This is a genomic window from Nocardioides sp., assembly GCF_024509035.1.
In the GTDB taxonomy this organism is placed as follows: Bacteria; Actinomycetota; Actinomycetes; order Propionibacteriales; family Nocardioidaceae; genus Nocardioides.
This window is the reverse complement of the sequence record NZ_JANINT010000440.1, coordinates 1-17,167: the sequence shown is the minus strand read 5'-3', so window position 1 is coordinate 17,167 and position 17,167 is coordinate 1. Positions and strand designations below refer to the sequence as shown.

The following is a 17,167-nucleotide window of genomic DNA, read 5'->3' as shown; positions in this document are numbered from 1 at the left end:
CGCGTACGGCGTCCTCGACGAAGCGGTCGACGAGCGCCTGCGCCTGCTCGGACTCCTGCCGGCGCCGGCGCTCCTGGACCGCGCTCAGCTCACGGGCCCGCGCGGCGCGGTCGTCGTTCGGAGCGGGCGGTGGCATCGCACCCATCGTCCCACGGCCACGACGATCAGGACCGCTCGCGGTCTCCGATCGCGGCGATGTCGAGGTCCGCACTCCGGAGCCGGTAGACCTGCAGCCGGAGGTCGTAGTACTTGTCGGTCTCGCCCACCCACTCCATGCCGATCCGGCGAGCGGTCGCGATGCCGCGGGTGTTGCGTGGCCGCACGACCGAGAAGATCTCCTCCGCACCGCTCTCGAACGCGTAGTGGGCGACGGCGTGCGCGGCCTCCGTCGCGAAGCCGTGACCCCAGTGCGCCGGCGCCAGCTGCCACCCGACCTCGAGGTCCTCGTCCCCGGGCGGCAGCGCGCGCAGCGTGGCGCTGCCGACGAGCGTGCCGTCCTCGAGGAGCTCGACGGCCCAGCGGCGCTGAGGCGGCTCGAGGTCCTCGGAGCTCCACCGCACGAGCAGCTCCTCCATCCGCGCAAGGTCGCCGACCCGGTCCACGGCGGGGCTGAGCCAGCGCGTGACCTCCTCGGCGCCGTAGACCTCCAGCGCCGCCGGGGCGTCAGCGACGCGCCACGGCCGCAGCACCAGTCGCGCCGTCTCGACACGGTCTCCCGACACGACCACCCGGTGCTCCATGCCGTTCAGAGCGCTCGCGGCGCGCCGCGCATTCCCGGGACGCGGCTGATCAGGCCCCCACGTCGAGCGTGTGGTCGGCGTGCTGCGCCTTGGCGGCGAGGTAGCGGGCGTTGTCCTCGCAGCGGTGCACGGCGGTCGGCACCCGCGCGGCGATCGTGATGCCGGCGCAGACCAGCTGCTCGGCCTTGTCGGGGTTGTTGGACAGCAGGGCGATCCGACCGACGCCCAGCGCGGCCAGCATCTGCGCGGCGACGGAGTAGTCGCGCTCGTCCTCGGCGTACCCGAGCGCGAGGTTGGCCTCGAACGTGTCGAGCCCGGCGTCCTGCAGCGCGTAGGCGTCGAGCTTGGGGTAGAGCCCGATGCCGCGGCCCTCCTGCCGCAGGTAGAGCACGTAGCCGCCCCGGGCCTCGACGCGGCGGAAGGACTCGTGCAGCTGCGGGCCGCAGTCGCAGCGTCGGCTGCCGAACACGTCACCGGTGAGGCACTCGCTGTGCACCCGCACGAGCGGTACGTCGCCGGGCGAGCCGAGCCGCAGCGCCAGGTGCTCGCGCCGGTCGCTCAGCCCGTCGAACGTGAACACCCGGGCGAGCGACGACCAGCCGTCGGCCAGGCGCAGCGGCACCATCAGCTCGGTGCGGACGCGGGCCGTCACGGGGCTGCCTCCTCGAACCGCGGCGACAGCGCATAGCGCAGGAGCACCACCTCGCCGATGCGGCGCACGTCGACCAGGCGGGCCGGCCGGTCGGGCTGGAACGGGAACGGCCCGTCGTCGACGAAGCGTCGAGCCCGGGAGTCGCCGACGAAGAACGGCGCCACCACCAGGTGCAGCTCGTCGGCGAGGTCCTCGGTGAGGAACTGCGTGTGCATGGTGCCGCCACCCTCGACCATCAGCCGGCGTACCCCGCGCTCGTGCAGGTCCTCGCTCATCCGTCGCATGGTGACCGTCGTTCCGCCGTCGACGACCGTCGCCACCGAGCCCAGCCGCGAGCGCAGCTCCGGGGCGGTGCCGGTCGGGCTGTAGACGAGCTTCGGCGAGTCGCCCGTGGTGAAGAACCGCCCACCCGGATCCAGTCGGCCCCGGCACGTGACGGTCACCTTGACCGGCGACGGTGCGAGGCCGCGCGCGACCCGGTCCTCGCGGCGCTCCTGCTTGCGCACCAGCAGTCGTGGGTTGTCGTTGCGCACGGTCGCCGCCCCGACCAGGATCGCGTCGCACTCCGCGCGGACCGCATCCACCCGGTCGAGGTCGGCCGCGTTGGAGAGGATCAGGCGCTCGTCGGTCGCGCTGTCGAGGTAGCCGTCGAGCGACATGCCGCAGCTCAGCAGGGTGTACGGGCGCTCAGGCACGGACGAGCACCTCCTGTCGGCGACCGGGCCACAGTCCCCCGGCCAGCAGCACGGCTCCGGGCAGCGTGGCCACGAGCGCCAGCAAGCCGTAGACGACCGCGACGGTCGCCCCTTGGGCGGCGCCGAGTCCCGCACCCGCGAACGCCCAGGCGGCGACGCCCTCCCGCGGTCCCCAGCCGGCGACGTTGAGCGGGATCGCCGCGGCGAGCAGGACGACGAGCGCCAGCGGCAACAGCTGCGTCAGCGACGCGCCGGTGCCGGCCGCACGGGCCGCGACCAGGAACACCACGACGTGGCCCGCGGCGGCCAGCGCAGACGCCGTGACGACCTGGGGCCAGCGGACCAGCGCTGCCGCCAGCAGCGCGCCGACGACCGCCGCGGTCCCGGGCCACGGCGACACCAGCAGCAGCACCCCACCGGTCGCGACGACCTGCACCAGCTGGCCGAGCACCCGCTCGAGAGCGACCGGCCGCACCCCGTGGCCCACCGCCCGATGGACGTCGCCGACGACGCCACCCGGCAGGGTGGCGTTGAGGAACTGCGAGCGGTAGTAGGCACCCACCGCAGGCTGCAGCGGCACCTCGACGCCCAGCCGGGCCGCCACCACGCGCCAGCGCCAGGCACAGCACAGGGTCGTACCGGCCGTGACCACGAGCGCCAGCGCGAGCGCCGCCGGCGAGGTCAGCCGTACGGCGTCGACGAACGGCCCACCACCGACCCGCGCCACGACGATGCCGAGGACGACCAAGCCGCCGGCCACGCGCCACCACCTCATCGCAGGACCTCCAACGCCTCGATCACCTGGCGGACGGTCCGGTCCCAGCCCGTCAGCGCGGTCCGCCGCTCTGCGGCCGCGGCTCGCAGCTCTGCCCGGCGGCCGTCGTCGGTGAGCCAGCGGCGCAGCTCGCGCGCGAGCGCAGGCGGGTCCTCCGGCGGGACCAGCACTCCCCCGCCGCCGAGCGCCTCGCGCACGCCGCCGACGTCGCTCGCCACGACCGGCAGCCCGCGCGCCAGGGCCTCGGTCACCACCATCCCGAACGTCTCCGCCCGGGACGCCAGCACGAGCAGGTCGGCCTCGGCGTACGTCGCCGCCAGCTCCGTCGGGGTCAGGGGCCCGGTGAGGTGGACCCGGCCGTCGAGCGTGGCCGCGAACGCCGGTTCGATGTCGAGCGAGCCGACACCGCGGCACACCCAGGACAGGTCGTCGAGCAGGGCGAGCGCATCGGCCAGCACGTCGTATCCCTTGAGCGACGTCACGGCTCCCACGCACAACAGCGACCGGCCCTCGGGTGAGCCGGGGGCCACCGGCGCCGGGTCCACGCCCGGCTCGGCGACGAGCACGCGGGCCGGGTCGAGCCCGTAGCACTCGAGCAGCCAGTCGCGGGTCCACCGGCTGGTCGCGACCACCCCGGCCGCGGAGCGCAGGACGTCGCGCTCCCACGGCGCGGCCGCACCCAGTGGCAGGTGGACCAGCACGACCAGTCGCAGCCGATCGCACTCCGCGACGAGCGCCGGCGTGGTCAGCAGCCCGTCGACGAGCGTCAGCGCGCGGTCGGGGACCGTGGCCGTCGACGTGTGCTCGATCGCGGCGAGCCCGTCGGACAGCCGGCGGTCGTAGACGTTGCCACCGCTGGGCCGCGCCGGGTCGTCGATGCCGGGTGGCACCACGAGGTGGACGGGCGGGCGGGTCACAGCACCGACCGCTCGTAGCTCGCCGAGGCGATGTGCGACTCGTGCAGGGTGACGCGGAGGCCGGTGACCGGCCCGAGCTCGGCGGCGCCGTCGGCCAGCCGGTCCGCGACGACCCGGGCGAGCACCTCGGTGGAGGTGTTCACACCGGCGAAGTCCGGCTCGTCGTCGAGGTTGCGGTAGGTCAACCCGCCCAGCACCTGGCGCAGCAGCTCGGTCGCCCGGCCGATGTCGAGCAGGATCCCGTCGGGGCCGAGCTCGGGTCCGTGGAACGCCGCGTCGACGACGTACGTCGCGCCGTGCAGCCGCTGGGCCGGCCCGAAGACCTCGCCGGTGAAGCTGTGGGCGATCATCATGTGGTCGCGGACGGTCACGGTGTACACGGCAGCTCCCCCGGCGTGAGGTCTTCGGAGGGGTAGCGGATCGTGTGGCACAGCGCGGGCAGCCCGCCCGAGGCCAGCTCGTCCATCACGTGCGGCAGCTCGGCGAAGTCGGACTCCCCCGTGAGCAGCTCGTCGAAGGCCGGGTCGCGGAGCAGCTCGAGCGCGAGGGCGAGCCGATCGGCGTGGGAGCGAGACCCGCGGCGCGGGGTCGCGACGGTGCCTACCTGGCTGGCGCGGATGCTCAGGCGACCGGAGTGGAACGCGCCGCCGAGCGCGACCTGGACCGACTGGTCGCCGTACCAGCTCAGGTCGAGCACGGTGCCCTCCGGGGCCAGCAGGTCGAGTGAGAGCTGCAGACCCTCGGACGTCGCGCTGCAGTGGACGACCGCGTCGCGCCCTGTCGGCGCCTCGCCTGGGGTCGCGAACCCGACGCCCAGGGCGCCCGCCACTGCGGCCCGCGAGGCGTCGACGTCGACGAGCGTCACGTCGGTGGCCGGGATCCGCGCCAGCAGCCGCGCCACGCAGCACCCGACCATGCCGGCGCCGACGACCGCGACCCGGTCGCCGATCAGGGGTCCGAGGTCCCACAGGGCGTTGAGGGCGGTCTCGACGGTGCCGGCGAGCACCGCCCGCCGAGGCGGCACGCCGTCCGGCACCGGGGTGACCGCGGTCGCGGGGACGACGTACGCCGTCTGGTGGGGGTGCAGGCAGAACACGGTGCGCCCCACGAGGTCGGCGGCCCCCTCCTCGACCCGGCCGACGGCGAGGTAGCCGTACTTCACCGGGCCCGGGAAGTCGCCGGCCTGGTGCGGCGCCCGCATCACCTCACGCTGGTCGACCGGCACCTGCCCGCGGAAGACCAGTGACTCGGTGCCGCGGCTGACCCCGGAGTGCAGCATCCGCACCAGCACCTCGCCCGCGGCGACGGGCGGCAGCTGCTCGGGACGCAGGACGCCGCGACCGGGCTCCTCGACCCAGAACGCGCAGGCCTCGCGGGTCGGGGTGAACCCCGCCGGAGCCGTGTCCGTAGGACTGGTCACACCTCACACACGGAGGCATGGTGCTCCTGGTTCACCGGCCCGCCGACCTCGTCACGGCCATCCGCGCGGCGCTCGCCCTCGTGGTCGCCGCTGTCGGGCCGAGCGGCCCCGGTCTCGTACTGGTGGCGGTCGCGCTCGCGCTCGACCTGGTCGACGGGCAGGTGGCACGCCGGACCGGGACTGTGTCGGCGTTCGGGGCCCGCTTCGACATGGAGGTCGACGCGTTCCTCATCGCCGTGCTGAGCGTGTACGTCGCCCCCGTGGTCGGCTGGTGGGTCCTGGCGATCGGCGCGGCCCGCTACCTGCTCTGGCTGGCCGAGCGCGTCTGGCCGTGGCTGCACCGCTCCGTGCCGCCGCGTCGGTGGCGCAAGGTCGTGGCGGCGATCCAGGGCGTCACCCTCGCGGTCGCGGCGTCCGAGCTGCTGCCGGCGACGCTGGTCGAGGCGGCCCTCGTGGCCGCGCTGGTGCTGCTGGCGGAGTCGTTCGGCCGCGACGTCTGGTGGCTGGCGCGGACGCGCCAGGCGGAGGCGCCGTACCCGCGCGGTGGCTGGCGGTGGATGGTTGCGCTCGCGGCGGTGTGGACCGCGCTGGTGCTCCCGGAGACTCCCGCGGACGTGCTGCTCCCGCCGCCGGAGCTGCTGCTGGTCCTCGCTCTCGCCGTGGTCCCGTGGCGCCGCGCGCGCCAGGTGCTGTCGGCGGCGCTCGGGCTCGTGCTCGGCGTCGTCGTGGTGGTCCGCGTGCTCGACCTCGGCTTCGAGCGGATCCTGGACCGGCCCTTCGACCCGGTGACCGACTGGGTCTACCTCGGGCCCGGCGTGGGGGTGCTCGGCGACTCGATCGGGGTGGGCGCGGCCCGCGCGACGGCCGTCGTCGCCGGGCTCCTGGTGCTCGCGCTCCTCACTCTGCTCGCGGTGGCCACGGTCCGGGTGTCCGGGACCGCCGCGGCCCACCGGCGGCCGGCCGTCGCGGCGGCGCTGGCGATCACCCTGCCCGCGATCGCGCTGACGCCGATCACCCGGGCCGGACCGGACGGCGCCGTCGCGCTCGCGGTCGACGAGGTCCGGCAGGTGCGAGCAGACCTCGCCGACCGGCGCACGTTCGGCCGCCAGATCGCCGCCGACCGCTATGCCGACACGCCCCCGGACACCGTGCTGCGCGGCCTGCGTGGCAAGGACGTGCTCGTCGTGTTCGTCGAGTCCTACGGCCGGGTCGCGGTCGAGGGCTCGGACTTCGCGCCGGCGATCGACGACGGCGTCGACCCCGTGCTCGACGCGGGCAGTCGGCGGCTGCGCGCGGCCGGCTGGCAGACCCGGAGCGCGTTCCTCACCTCCCCGACGTTCGGCGCCGCGAGCTGGCTCGCCCACTCCACGCTCCAGTCGGGGCTCTGGGTGGACAGCCAGCGACGCTACGACCAGCTGCTCGACGCCGACCGGCTGACGCTCGCCTCGGCGTTCGAGGGCGCGGGCTGGCGCACGGTGTTCGACGTCCCGGCCAACACCCGCGACTGGCCGGAGGGTGCCGGCTTCTACGGCTTCGACCAGCTCTACGACTCGCGCAGCGTCGGCTACCGCGGCCCGGAGTTCGGCTACGCGCCGATGCCCGACCAGTACACCCTCGAGCGGTTCCGCCGGCTCGAGCTCGAGCCCGCCGACCGGCGACCGGTGATGGCCGAGATCGACCTGGTCTCCAGCCACCACCCCTGGGCGCCGTCACCCGACCTCGTGCCGTGGGACCGGGTCGGCGACGGGTCGGTGTTCGCCGACACCCCGACCCAGCCCGGCTCCTCCGACGTCCGCGAGCTCTACGGGCAGTCGATCGAGTACACGATGTCGACGCTGGTCTCGTTCTTGGAGACCTACCCCGACCCCGACCTGGTGCTCGTGGTGCTCGGTGATCACCAGCCACACTCCTACGTGACCGGCCCCGACCCCGGCCACGACGTACCGATCTCGGTGATCGCCCAGGACCCGCGTGTCGTGCGCCGGGTCGCGAGCTGGGGCTGGCAGCCCGGCCTGCGCCCTCGACCGGACGCGACGGTGTGGCCGATGGACGCCTTCCGCGACCGGTTCCTGGAGACGTTCAGCCGGTCGTGAGCCGCAGCACGCGGGGGCCGCCGGCGATCCGCACCTCGACCGAGGCGATGTCGGCCGCCTCGAGCTCGGTCGCGCCGGTCACCGTGATCGGGCGGTCCGCGACGCCGCGCCAGCTCGCGACCCGCGTGGCGAGGCCGTCGCTCGTGCGGACGACCATCTCGTACGTCGGGGGCCCGCCGCCGACGTAGCCCTCCGGCATCGGGTAGCTGCAGGTCAGGTCGAGGCGGGTGCCCCAGGCCATCGAGGTCAGCGTCAGCCACCCGGTGGTGCCGCTGGTGCCGATCGGGGTCATCCGCTGGGAGGGCGCGGCCGAGATCGAGGGGGTCGCACTCGGCGCGCCGTCGTCGTCGTTCGCGGTGAGGACCGCGACCGAGACGCCGACCACCGTGACCACCGCGGCGGCCGCGGCGAGGCCGGCCGCCCAGGAGCGCCGACGCCGGCCGCGGCGGACCTCCCGCACGAGCGAGGGCAGGAGCGTGTCGGGCACCGGCACCGGTGCCGGCGTCGACTCGAGCACATCGGCCGAGACCTGCGAGAGCAGTCCCGGCAGCCCGGCGAGCTGCTGTACGGCCCGGGCGCATGCCGGGCACTCGCGCAGGTGCCGCTCGAACTCCAGGCGCTCCTCGGGAGCCAACGCGCCGAGGACGTAGGCACCGTCGAGGTGGGAGTGCTCGCAGGAGGACGTGCTCATGCGGGGTCCCCGCGGAATCGTGAGCTGGAGGAGCGCAGCGGGGGAAGCGAGCGATTTCGTGGGGTGTTCATGCCACCACCCCGCTCTCCTCGAGGGCGAGCCGCAGGGCTCGCAGCGCGTAGTGGGTGCGCGACTTGACCGTGCCCTCCGGGATGCCGAGCCGGCGCGAGGCCTCCGCGACCGACCGGCCGCGGTAGTAGCACTCGAGCAGCACGGCCCGGTGCTCGGCCGACAGCCGGGTGAGCGCGTCGGCGACCACCCACGACAGCAGCAGCTGGTCCGTGCGGTCGGGCTCGCCGGCCCCCTCGGGTACGTCGGCGACCGCGATCTCGCTCTGGGACCGCTTGGTGCGCCACTCGTCGATCACGATGTTCTTGGCCACGCGGAACAGCCAGGCGCGGACGGAGCCGTGGGACTCGTCCAGGGCCGGGAAGTTGCGCCAGGCGCGCAGCAACGTCTCCTGCACGACGTCCTCGGCCCGGGCCCGGTCCTGCCCGGTCAGGCGCAGGCTGTAGCCCCACAGCGCCGCTGCGTGCTCGTCGTGCAGCTGCTGCATCAGGGCCTCGGGACTCCCCTGGCTCTCGGTGGCCATCTCACCTCCCACCCCTGTCACGGGTGAACGTGCCGTGGGGTTCAGTGTGATGCCGAATCAGATGAGCGTCTGCTCCTGGGCCTCGGTGAGCGCCCGGGTGAGCAGCGCGACCAGCGCCTCGAGCTGGATGTCGACCGAGGAGCCGACCTCCTCGTCGGATCCGTCGAGGGCGACCGCGGCCAGCCCGGCCTTGCTGTCGATGAGCTCGGCGACCCGGGTGTCGATCGTCTGGGAGGCGATGATCCGCCACGCCGTGACCGGCTCCTCCTGGCCGATCCGGTGCACCCGGTCGATCGCCTGGGTCTGCTCCGCGTCGGTCCAGGACAGCTCGGCGAGGACGACGTTGGAGGCGGCCTGCAGGTTGACGCCGACGCCGGCGGCGGTCAGCGAGCAGACGATGACCGCGACCTCGGGGTCGTTGACGAAGGCGTCGATGTTGCGCTGGCGCACGGTGGTCGTCTGGTCGCCGCGGATCGAGGAGTAGCGCATGCCGCGCGCGGCGAAGGTCTGCTCCGCGACGTCCATGACCTCGATGTGCTTGGCGAAGAACACGACCTTGCCGACGCTGCGGGCCAGCTGGGCGGCGTAGTCGGCCGCGAGGCCGGCCTTGGCCCGGCCGATGCGGCGCATCATGCTGAACACGTTCTCGCCGGTCGAGGTGTCCATGTCCTCGCGCTCCCACGTGGCGACCCGGCGGACCAGCTCGTGGTCGATGCCCTCGACCACGCGGCCCTCCTTGCGGGTGGCCAGCGCCATCTCGTAGCGCTCGACCAGCCGGCGGGCCAGCTCGCGCTCGGCCTCGCGGATCGACCGGCCGGCCTCGTCGTCGAGCTCGACGGGCAGGTCGGCGATGCGCCGGGCCGGGATGTCGGCGGCGACGTCGATCTTGCGCCGGCGCACGATGCCCATGTCGACCACGGCTCGGCGAGCGTTGCCGTAGAAGCTCGGGTCGGCCGGGGTGAGGCCGGTGTCCTCGAGCGCGTCCATGAGCGCTCCGAGCGGCTTCTTCTCGTCGATCCAGCCGAGGAACTCCCAGATGGCCTGGAAGTCCTCGATGTCGTTGATCAGCGGGGTGCCGGTGAGCGCCATCAGCAGCGGCCGGGCGTAGCGGCCGCGGATCTTGTCCGAGAGCTGCAGCACGTGCTGGGAGCGCTGGGAGGACTTGTTCTTGATGAAGTGCGCCTCGTCGACGACCATCCCGCGGAACCCGTGCTGGCCGAGCCACCCGACATGGCGGTCGAGCACCTCGTAGTTGATGACGAAGATGTCGGCGAAGCCGTCGACGTCCTCGCCGTCGCCGTGGATGACCGTCACCGAGCGACTCGGTGTCCACAGCCCGACCTCGCGGGCCCAGTTGGTCTTCACGACGTTCGGTACGACGACCAGCAGCGGGTAGGCGTCCGCGGCCTGGGCGGCGAGCAGCGCCTGGGCGGTCTTGCCGAGGCCCGGCTCGTCGGCGAGCAGGAAGGTGCGGTGGCCGGCGCCGGCGGCTGCGACGAGCTGTGCCTGGTGGTGCATCAGCGCGCGGCCGTCGGGGAGCTTGACCGCCGAGATCGGCTCGGGCAACGGCATGCACGACACGCCGTTGGAGGCGTACTCGAAGGAGCGGAACAGCGGACCGAGCAGCTCCCAGCCGGCCAGCCGGCGGGCCCGCCCGCTGCCGGGCTGGACGTGGGAGAAGTCAGGGACCTGGAACGGGTTGGAGAGCTGGCGTTGGATCACCGACTGGGGCACCACGCGCCGGCTCGGCGCGGACACGACGGCCAGGGTCTCGGGAGCCTCGGGCTCCTCCTCCTCGGCCTCCAGGCCCGCGGCCTCGATCATCCGGCGGCGCAGCTCCCGGGCGGCGTCGGACACCTCGGCGTGCTCGGCGAGGAGGGCCAGCAGCGAGGTCTCGCGAGCCGCGCTCTTGGCGAGGATCGTCGCGATGCCGTCGAGCCGCTTGAGCTGCTCGGCGCGCTGCGCCTCGGTGCTCTCGGCGTCGGTCTTGACCCGGCCCCGCTCCTCGCGGACCAGGAGCGCGACCACCTGGAACTTCGTGCGGGTCGAGGGCGACACCGCGCCGCGCTGGACGGCGGTCTCGACCTCGCGCACCGCGCGGGCGAGCACCGGGATGATGCCCTCGTTGTCGAGCGCGCGTCCGCCGCGTCGCTGGTTGCGTGCGGGTGCACGACGACCTGCCGACTGGCGCTGGCCCTGTCGAGCCAAGGACCCCTCCTCCGGAGTGTGCCCGGTGTGCGAAACAGCGGTGCGGTACGGCGGGGGTGCGTCCGGGCGACGCGCTTCACGACGTACTGGTCTCGACGTACTGGATCCACGGATCGACGAGATCGATGAGTGCCGGGCGAGACGGCCGGGACTCGGCGCGGAGGATCGGCCCACGACGTGCGGCCTCTTCCAGTGACATCGTACACAGCATCGGTCGGACGGTCGGCATTCCCGCCGAGTCGGACGACGACGCGGTTCCGTACGCTCGGTCCGTGACCTCCGCCCCTCCCCCGGGACGTGCCGTCCAGCGCACGTCACTGGTCCCGCCGCAGCACGGCGCCTGGGCGTTCCTCGGCCTTCCCCTCGCCCTCGGATTCGTCGTCGCCGACCCCTCATGGGCGTGGCTGCCCCTCGCCTGGGCGTGGATCGCGGCCTACCCGGCGTCGTACTTCGTGCTCAGCTACGTCCGGGCCCGCCGCCCGGAGCGGTTCCGCCGGCCGCTCGCGATCTGGGCCGCGGCCTTCGCGCCGGCCGGCCTCGTCGCGGCCGCGATGCGCCCGTGGCTGCTGTGGGTCGCCGCGCTCTACCTGGTCTCGTTCGCGATCAATCTCGCCTACGCCCGGCGCAACCGCGAGCGGGACCTGATCAACGACGCGGTGTTCGTGGCCCAGTGCAGCGCCATGGTCGTCGTGACCGCACTGGTGGGCGACGACCCGGACACCGCCGCACCGGCCACGCTGCTCGACGCCGTCTCGACCCGGGCGTGGCTGCTGGCCGCGGTCTGCGCGCTCGTGCTCCTGGGGTCGACGCTGCACGTGAAGTCGCTGCTGCGCGAGCGGCGCGACCCGCGTTACGCGACGGCCGCGCGGGTGTACGCCGTCGCGTGCGCGATCGCCTCACCGGCGCTGGCGGTGGCGTGGGGCCTGCCCGCCGGCTGGTTGCTCGTGGCGCCGTTCGTGGTGCTCGCGGTCCGGGCGCTGCGCAAGGACTGGTCCGGGATGCGGCCCGGCGCGATCGGCATGGTCGAGCTGGCGTGCTTCGTGGTGGCGCTCGCCGCCGCGGCACTGGCCGTGGCGGCCGGCTGACGTCGATCACACGCCGCGTCAGCGGCCGCCACGGTCCTCCCGGGCGCACTCCGGGCCTGAGGTGCGCTCAGGGCAGCTGCACGTGCCCGTTGCGCATCTTCCAGAGGAAGTACTTCTCGAAGCCGAGCTTCATCAGGTGCGCCTGGGGTCCGGGGATCAGCACGCCGTGCTTGCGCGGCGGGAGCATCTTGTCGGCCAGGATCACGACGCCGTTGTTGCCGGCGTCCATGACGCAGACCGCCTTGATGTCGCCGAACTCCTTGGTGTGCGTCGGCGTCTCGCCCTTGATCTGGGCGACGATGTTGTCCGCCGCCGTGTGGGCCATCACCTCGGTGGGGAACCCGGTCTTGGGGATGCCCACCGGCGTCGGGGTCTGCCACGGGACGTCGACCGCGGCGGCGACGCCGACGGCGTAGACGTCGTCGTACTTCTCGCTCTGGTAGGTCGGACGCACCCGGACGTAGCCCTTGTCGTCGGCGAGGCCGTCGCTCGTGGTGAGGAACTCCTGGCCCAGGAACGGCGGGACGACCATGCTGAAGCCGAACGGCAACCGCTCGCCGTCGGCGAGCACGAGCGCTCCGTCGTCGACGTGGTCGAGGCCCACGCTCAGCCGTGCCTCGATGCCCTCCTTCTTCAAGAACATCCGCAGCAGCTGCTCGCCGTGCGGCAGGCCGCCGATGCCGAAGTGGCCGAGGAACGGCTCGGAGGTCACGTAGGTGAGCTTCACCTCCTTGCGCAGGCCGGCCTTCTTCAGCTGGTAGGAGGTGTTGAAGAGGAACTCGTACGCCGCGCCGAAGCATCCGGCGCTCTGGGTCGCGGCGATGACGATCTCGCGGGGGCCTGTGGCGCCGCGCGCGTCGTCGAGGTAGCGCCGCCACGCGTCGCCCGTCCGCTCCGCCTCGGCGAGCGTGGTGATGGTGTTGGCATTCTCGGCGAACCCGGGCACCACGTCGGTCTTGTTGCGGTAGCCGGTCGCGATGACGAGGTAGTCGTAGCCGAGCTCGCGCCCGTCGTCGATGGTGACCTTCTTGGCCACCGGGTCGACGCCGGTCGCCGCGGCATGCACGAACTCGATGTCGTGCGACTCCAGCGTGGGCGCGACCGGGAAGGTGATGTCGGCGCGGTCGCGCTTGCCGAACGGGAGCCAGATCAGGCTGGGGTTGAAGAGGAAGTGGTCGCTGGCCGACACGACGGTCACGTCCACCTCTCCTGGGAGCTCGCGCTGCACGGCGAGGGCCGCGGTCAGACCCGCGAAGTTGGCGCCGAGCACTAGGACCTTGGTGCGCATCTCGATCCTCCTTGGTGGATTCCGCTTTCCTCAGATATACCCCCGGGGGTATAGTGGGCAGCAGGGTCCAGAGACCCGGACCTCAGGCCTTTCGGCCCGGGACCTGCGACCCCAGCAGCTCCCGCACCCCACCTCTCACGCAAGGAAACGCACCCCGATGAACCTCGACCGCGCCGTCCTCACCGTCGCCGGCTCCGTCACGCTGATCAGCGTGCTGCTCGTCGCCCTGGTCTCGTCGTGGTGGCTGCTGCTCACCGCGTTCGTCGGGCTCAACCTGCTGCAGTCCAGCCTCACCGGCTTCTGCCCCGCGGCCCTCATCCTGCGCCGCCTCGGTGTCGCCGAGGGCTGCGCCTTCCGCTGATCCTCGCTCCGGCGAGCGGCCCCGATGGCGCCGAGCCGGCGCAGACCGGGCCAGACTGCGCCGGCTCGCCACTATTCACACGGTGTATACACCTGGTGTATACCTAAGCCATGTCTCTCGGGTCGGTCCTCCTCGGCGTCCTCGCCGACGGCCCTGCTCACGGCTATGACCTCAAGCGCGCCCACGACGCGCGCTTCCCGGCCGCGCGCCCCCTCGCCTACGGCCAGGTCTACGCCACCTTGGGCCGGCTCCAGCGCGACGGCCTCGTCGAGGAGCTGGAGACCCGCCAGGACGCCGGCCCCGAGCGCACCGTCTACGCGCTGACCGACGCCGGCCGCGAGGCGCTGCGGCACTGGCTCGGCGAGACCGAGCAACCCGGGCCCTACGCCGCCGACGAGCTGGTCCGCAAGACCATCACCGCCCTGCACACGGGTGCCGACAGCGGCGACTTCCTCCGCCGCCAGCGCGCCGTTCACCTCGACGCGATGCGCGCCCTGACCCGAGAGCGCTCCGACGCGGCCGAGCCCGGCACCCGCATCGCCCTCGACCACACGCTGGCCCACCTGGACGCCGACCTGCGCTGGATGGAAGAGACGCGCGAGCGGATCGCGCGGGACGGGACGACCCGATGACCGACACTCCTCAGTCGATCCTCACCGCCCACGGCGTGCACAAGTCCTTCGGACGCACCGTCGCGCTGCGGGGAGCCGCGCTCGAGGTGCAGCCGGGTGAGTGCGTGGCGATCACCGGGCCCTCGGGCAGCGGCAAGTCCACGCTCCTGCACTGCCTGGCCGGCGTGCTGATGCCCGACAGCGGCGTCGTCACGTTCCGCGGCACCCGCCTCGACGCACTGGGGGTGGACGAGCGGACCCGGCTGCGCCGGTCGAGCTTCGGGCTCGTGCTGCAGTTCGGCCAGCTCGTGCCCGAGCTCAGCGCCCTCGAGAACGTCGCGCTCCCCCTGATGCTCGAGGGGCGGCGCCGTCCCGACGCGGCGGCCGCCGCCACCCAGTGGCTCGAGCGGCTCGAGGTCGCGCAACTGGCGCACACCCGCCCGACCGCGATGTCCGGCGGCGAGGCCCAGCGGGTGGCGATCGCCCGAGCGCTGGTCACCTCCCCCGACATCGTGTTCGCCGACGAGCCGACCGGCGCGCTCGACACCGTCACCGGCGAGCTGGCGCTCGACGTCCTGGTCAAGGCCACCCGCGAGACCGAGGCCGCCCTGGTGCTCGTCACCCACGACAACCGGGTGGCCGCCGCGGCCGAGCGCGAGGTCGTGCTGCGCGATGGCGCGATCGAGGCCGCCGGCGACGGTGGACCCGGTGAGCCGACATGAGGCCGCTGCCGCTGACGATCGTGCTCGCCGCCGGCCGCGGTCGCGCCGCCCTGGTCGTGGCCACCACTGCGGTGACCTCCGCGCTGCTGCTGGTCGCGGCCTCGATGGCCCGGCTCGGCCGCGACGACGCGTGGTCGTCGTACGAGCAGGAGCACCTCTTCGCCCCCATCGGCGACGCCGGCACCCGCCCCGGGGCGATCCTCGCGGTCGTGCTGCTGACGGTGCCGGTGCTGCTCCTGCTCGACCAGGCGGTCCGGCTCGGCTCGACCGGTCGGCACCGCCGCTACACGGCCCTGTCGGTCGCCGGCGCGACCCGCCGCGACCTGCGGCGCTGGGCGGCGATCGAGGTCGGGGCGCCCGCCGTGGCCGGGGCGCTGCTCGGGGTGCCCCTCTGGCTGCTGCTGCGCGAGCTCCTCGGCTTCCGGCTCGCGATGCACGCGGGCGCCCTGGTCCCGACGTCGGTCGGCCCCGGCCCGTGGACGTGGGCGATCCTCGCCGCGGTGGCGGCGTACGGCGTCCTCGTCGGCCGACGGTCCGGGTCGCGAGCGACGGCCCTCACGGGCCGGGGCGGGGAGGCCGGGGCCCCTCGACCGTGGCCGGCGCTCGCCGTTCTGGCCGGGGCCCTCGTCGCGATCAGCGGACGCGGCGGGTCCTCGAGCGCGGACAGCCTGGCGACGCCGATCGCTGCGGTCCTGCTGGTCACCCTCGGCACGGTGGGCCTCGCCCCGTGGGCGGCGCACGCGGCCGGAGTGCGGGCGGCCCGGCGCGCCCGCCGGGCCGCGACGTTGATCGCCGGGCGTCGGCTCCAGGCCGATCCGCGGCCGGCCGGACGAGCGGCCGCCGCTGTCGGAGCGGTCGGGCTCACCGTCGGCGTGCTCGGCGTCTTCGTCGGAGACGTGCTCGCGACGACGGATCCCTACGACCGCGACGACTACCTCGTGCCCGCGGCGATCGTCGCGGTCTGCGCGCTGCTGGCGGTGGTGATGATCGCGCTGTCGATCGCCGTGCACTCGGTCGAGACGACCGCACAGCACCGCCGCGAGATGGCCGCGCTCGTCGCGACCGGCGTCTCGAGCTCGGTCCTCACCGGGGCCCAGCGCACCGAGTGCCTGCTCACCAGCCTGCCGCTCGCCCTGGCCGGCTCCGCCGCCGGCTCGCTCGGCTACGGCTGGCTGGTCGGGCTCTCCCCGGCGGCCTACGCCGGCGGGGCCGCGGCGCTGCTGCTGACGGCGTCGGTCGTCGCCGGCAGCGTGCTCGTGACCACCGCACTGGTCCGGCCGTGGCTGGTCGCCGCGGTCGACCCGGGCAACCTGCGCACCGCGTGAGGCTGCAGGTCCGTGCACTCCACGAGCCGGTCGAACGCCTCGGTGAACCCGTCGACGATCTGCTGGTGGTCGGGCACCAGGCCGGCGTCCGCGGCGAGCCCGACGAACACCTGTCCGTCGTAGCTGTAGATCGTCAGGCTCATCACCTGGTCGGCGGTGAGCGGGGCCCAGCCCATCATCGCCTGGACCTTCTGCCCGGCCACGTAGAGCGGGACCCGAGGCCCCGGGACGTTGGTGAGCACGCCGATCGCGCGGTTGGCGATCAGGTCGACGGTGGCCCGGTAGAGCAGCGTGCTCATCTTGCCGATCGCGGCCTGGATGCCGTAGTCGACGACGGCCTCGTGGCCGTTCTTGATCCTGCTCATCCGGCGACGGACGACCTCGAGCGACCGCACGGGGTCCTCGAGGTGCGTCGGCAGCTCGAGCTGGACCAGGGCGAAGCCGTTGCCGAGCTCGAGCGGGAGCGCCGGGTCGAACGGCTTGAGGTTGACCGGGACGTCCCAGGTGACGCTGTGACAGACCGCGCCGTGGTCGCGGAGGTAGGCGCGCAGCGCCTGGGCGACGCAGCTGACCAGGACGTCGTTGGCCGTGGCGCCGTGCGCGTGCGCGACCGCCTTGACCTCCGCCAGCGGCAGCGGCGTGGACCATCCGATCGCCTTGCGCTCCCCGACCGTCCCGCTCCAGCTCGTGGTGTCGTTGCGCGTCCCGAGCACGAGCTTGCGGGCCGTGTCGACGTCCCCGGGGAGGGCCGTGACCAGCGGCGTGGCCCCCAGCCGACCGAGCAGTGAGCCCGAGAGGGTGAGCGCGCTGTGGGCGGCTCCGACCGGGTTGGTGACGGCGCTGCGGGCCACCTGCAGCGACGTCGCGGCCGCCGTGATCGCCCTCTCGGTGAGCGTCGGCTCCACGCGGTCGACCTCAGCGGCGACCGGGATCGCGCTCACCGGGTCCGCCGCGGGCGTCCCGTCGGGGCTGGTGTCGAAGATGCGCAGCAC

The 17,167-nt window shown here is 73.8% G+C and carries 17 protein-coding genes; 5 read left to right on the top strand and 12 right to left on the bottom strand.

From position 1 onward, the window contains the following. Positions 1-164 precede the first annotated feature (164 nt). The 7 genes from Q0L15_RS23865 to Q0L15_RS23835 are packed head-to-tail and all read right to left on the bottom strand — an operon-like array spanning position 165 to position 5,199. A complete protein-coding gene (locus Q0L15_RS23865) occupies positions 165-740 on the bottom strand; it encodes a GNAT family N-acetyltransferase (protein ID WP_296607347.1) in 576 nt (191 codons plus the stop codon). Between the two features lie 49 nt (positions 741-789). Beyond that, positions 790-1,392: a GTP cyclohydrolase II gene (gene ribA, locus Q0L15_RS23860; protein WP_296607346.1), complete on the bottom strand. Its 603-nt coding sequence runs from the start codon at positions 1,390-1,392 to the stop codon at positions 790-792. Then, positions 1,389-2,087, bottom strand: coding sequence for a dihydrofolate reductase family protein (locus Q0L15_RS23855; protein WP_296607345.1), 699 nt, complete (start codon positions 2,085-2,087; stop codon positions 1,389-1,391). The genes ribA and Q0L15_RS23855 overlap by 4 nt, the downstream gene beginning before the upstream one ends. Next, positions 2,080-2,862, bottom strand: coding sequence for a lysylphosphatidylglycerol synthase domain-containing protein (locus Q0L15_RS23850; RefSeq protein ID WP_296607344.1), 783 nt, complete (start codon positions 2,860-2,862; stop codon positions 2,080-2,082). The genes Q0L15_RS23855 and Q0L15_RS23850 overlap by 8 nt, the downstream gene beginning before the upstream one ends. Next, positions 2,859-3,779, bottom strand: a complete 921-nt coding sequence (locus Q0L15_RS23845) for a glycosyltransferase family 4 protein (protein ID WP_296607343.1) — start codon at positions 3,777-3,779, stop codon at positions 2,859-2,861. The genes Q0L15_RS23850 and Q0L15_RS23845 overlap by 4 nt, the downstream gene beginning before the upstream one ends. Continuing rightward, positions 3,776-4,159, bottom strand: a complete 384-nt coding sequence (locus Q0L15_RS23840) for a 6-carboxytetrahydropterin synthase (protein ID WP_296607342.1) — start codon at positions 4,157-4,159, stop codon at positions 3,776-3,778. Before Q0L15_RS23840 ends, Q0L15_RS23845 begins: the two co-directional genes overlap by 4 nt. Further along, a complete protein-coding gene (locus tag Q0L15_RS23835; protein ID WP_296607341.1) occupies positions 4,147-5,199 on the bottom strand; it encodes a zinc-binding alcohol dehydrogenase in 1,053 nt (350 codons plus the stop codon). The genes Q0L15_RS23840 and Q0L15_RS23835 overlap by 13 nt, the downstream gene beginning before the upstream one ends. A 17-nt stretch (positions 5,200-5,216) precedes the next feature. Between Q0L15_RS23835 and Q0L15_RS23830 the strand changes: the two genes are divergently transcribed. Then, positions 5,217-7,292, top strand: a complete 2,076-nt coding sequence (locus Q0L15_RS23830; protein WP_296607340.1) for a CDP-alcohol phosphatidyltransferase family protein — start codon at positions 5,217-5,219, stop codon at positions 7,290-7,292. Here the strand turns inward: Q0L15_RS23830 and Q0L15_RS23825 are convergent. The 3 genes from Q0L15_RS23825 to Q0L15_RS23815 all read right to left on the bottom strand — a co-directional run bounded on the left by Q0L15_RS23825 (position 7,279) and on the right by Q0L15_RS23815 (position 10,783). Then, positions 7,279-7,983 (bottom strand): zf-HC2 domain-containing protein, encoded by a 705-nt coding sequence (locus tag Q0L15_RS23825; RefSeq protein ID WP_296607339.1) that lies wholly within the window; start codon positions 7,981-7,983, stop codon positions 7,279-7,281. The genes Q0L15_RS23830 and Q0L15_RS23825 overlap by 14 nt on opposite strands. 67 nt (positions 7,984-8,050) lie before the next feature. Beyond that, positions 8,051-8,575: a sigma-70 family RNA polymerase sigma factor gene (locus Q0L15_RS23820; RefSeq protein ID WP_296607338.1), complete on the bottom strand. Its 525-nt coding sequence runs from the start codon at positions 8,573-8,575 to the stop codon at positions 8,051-8,053. Between the two features lie 57 nt (positions 8,576-8,632). Further along, positions 8,633-10,783 carry a DEAD/DEAH box helicase gene (locus Q0L15_RS23815; protein WP_296607337.1) on the bottom strand — a complete coding sequence of 717 codons (2,151 nt, stop codon included), beginning with the start codon at positions 10,781-10,783 and terminating at the stop codon, positions 8,633-8,635. 272 nt (positions 10,784-11,055) lie between these two features. Here Q0L15_RS23815 and Q0L15_RS23810 point away from each other — a divergent pair, with 272 nt between their 5' ends. After that, positions 11,056-11,868 (top strand): YwiC-like family protein, encoded by an 813-nt coding sequence (locus Q0L15_RS23810; protein WP_296607336.1) that lies wholly within the window; start codon positions 11,056-11,058, stop codon positions 11,866-11,868. Between the two features lie 67 nt (positions 11,869-11,935). On the opposite strand, the gene Q0L15_RS23805 is transcribed toward Q0L15_RS23810, so the two are convergent. Next, on the bottom strand, positions 11,936-13,156 hold the full coding sequence (locus tag Q0L15_RS23805; RefSeq protein WP_296607335.1) for an FAD-dependent oxidoreductase: 1,221 nt from the start codon (positions 13,154-13,156) through the stop codon (positions 11,936-11,938). A gap of 157 nt (positions 13,157-13,313) precedes the next feature. Between Q0L15_RS23805 and Q0L15_RS23800 the strand changes: the two genes are divergently transcribed. From Q0L15_RS23800 to Q0L15_RS23790, 3 genes are all read left to right on the top strand, one after another. Next, entirely contained in the window at positions 13,314-13,517 is a 204-nt protein-coding gene (locus Q0L15_RS23800; RefSeq protein ID WP_296607334.1) for a DUF2892 domain-containing protein, read from the top strand. A 110-nt stretch (positions 13,518-13,627) separates the two neighbouring features. After that, entirely contained in the window at positions 13,628-14,149 is a 522-nt protein-coding gene (locus Q0L15_RS23795) for a PadR family transcriptional regulator (RefSeq protein WP_296607333.1), read from the top strand. Then, positions 14,146-14,850 (top strand): ABC transporter ATP-binding protein, encoded by a 705-nt coding sequence (locus tag Q0L15_RS23790; protein WP_296607332.1) that lies wholly within the window; start codon positions 14,146-14,148, stop codon positions 14,848-14,850. The genes Q0L15_RS23795 and Q0L15_RS23790 overlap by 4 nt, the downstream gene beginning before the upstream one ends. A 1,195-nt stretch (positions 14,851-16,045) precedes the next feature. Here the strand turns inward: Q0L15_RS23790 and Q0L15_RS23785 are convergent. Next, positions 16,046-17,167 (bottom strand): WS/DGAT domain-containing protein (locus Q0L15_RS23785; protein WP_296607331.1); only part of this gene is annotated, 1,122 nt, incomplete at its 5' end.

Coding starts and splice junctions, on each gene's coding strand:
- Q0L15_RS23865 (WP_296607347.1), bottom strand. CDS start 740: ATGGAGCACCGGGTGGTCGTGTCGGGAGACCGTGTCGAGACGGCGCGA.
- Q0L15_RS23825 (WP_296607339.1), bottom strand. CDS start 7,983: ATGAGCACGTCCTCCTGCGAGCACTCCCACCTCGACGGTGCCTACGTC.
- Q0L15_RS23820 (WP_296607338.1), bottom strand. CDS start 8,575: ATGGCCACCGAGAGCCAGGGGAGTCCCGAGGCCCTGATGCAGCAGCTG.
- Q0L15_RS23800 (WP_296607334.1), top strand. CDS start 13,314: ATGAACCTCGACCGCGCCGTCCTCACCGTCGCCGGCTCCGTCACGCTG.
- Q0L15_RS23795 (WP_296607333.1), top strand. CDS start 13,628: ATGTCTCTCGGGTCGGTCCTCCTCGGCGTCCTCGCCGACGGCCCTGCT.
- Q0L15_RS23830 (WP_296607340.1), top strand. CDS start 5,217: ATGGTGCTCCTGGTTCACCGGCCCGCCGACCTCGTCACGGCCATCCGC.
- Q0L15_RS23790 (WP_296607332.1), top strand. CDS start 14,146: ATGACCGACACTCCTCAGTCGATCCTCACCGCCCACGGCGTGCACAAG.
- Q0L15_RS23850 (WP_296607344.1), bottom strand. CDS start 2,862: ATGAGGTGGTGGCGCGTGGCCGGCGGCTTGGTCGTCCTCGGCATCGTC.
- Q0L15_RS23805 (WP_296607335.1), bottom strand. CDS start 13,156: ATGCGCACCAAGGTCCTAGTGCTCGGCGCCAACTTCGCGGGTCTGACC.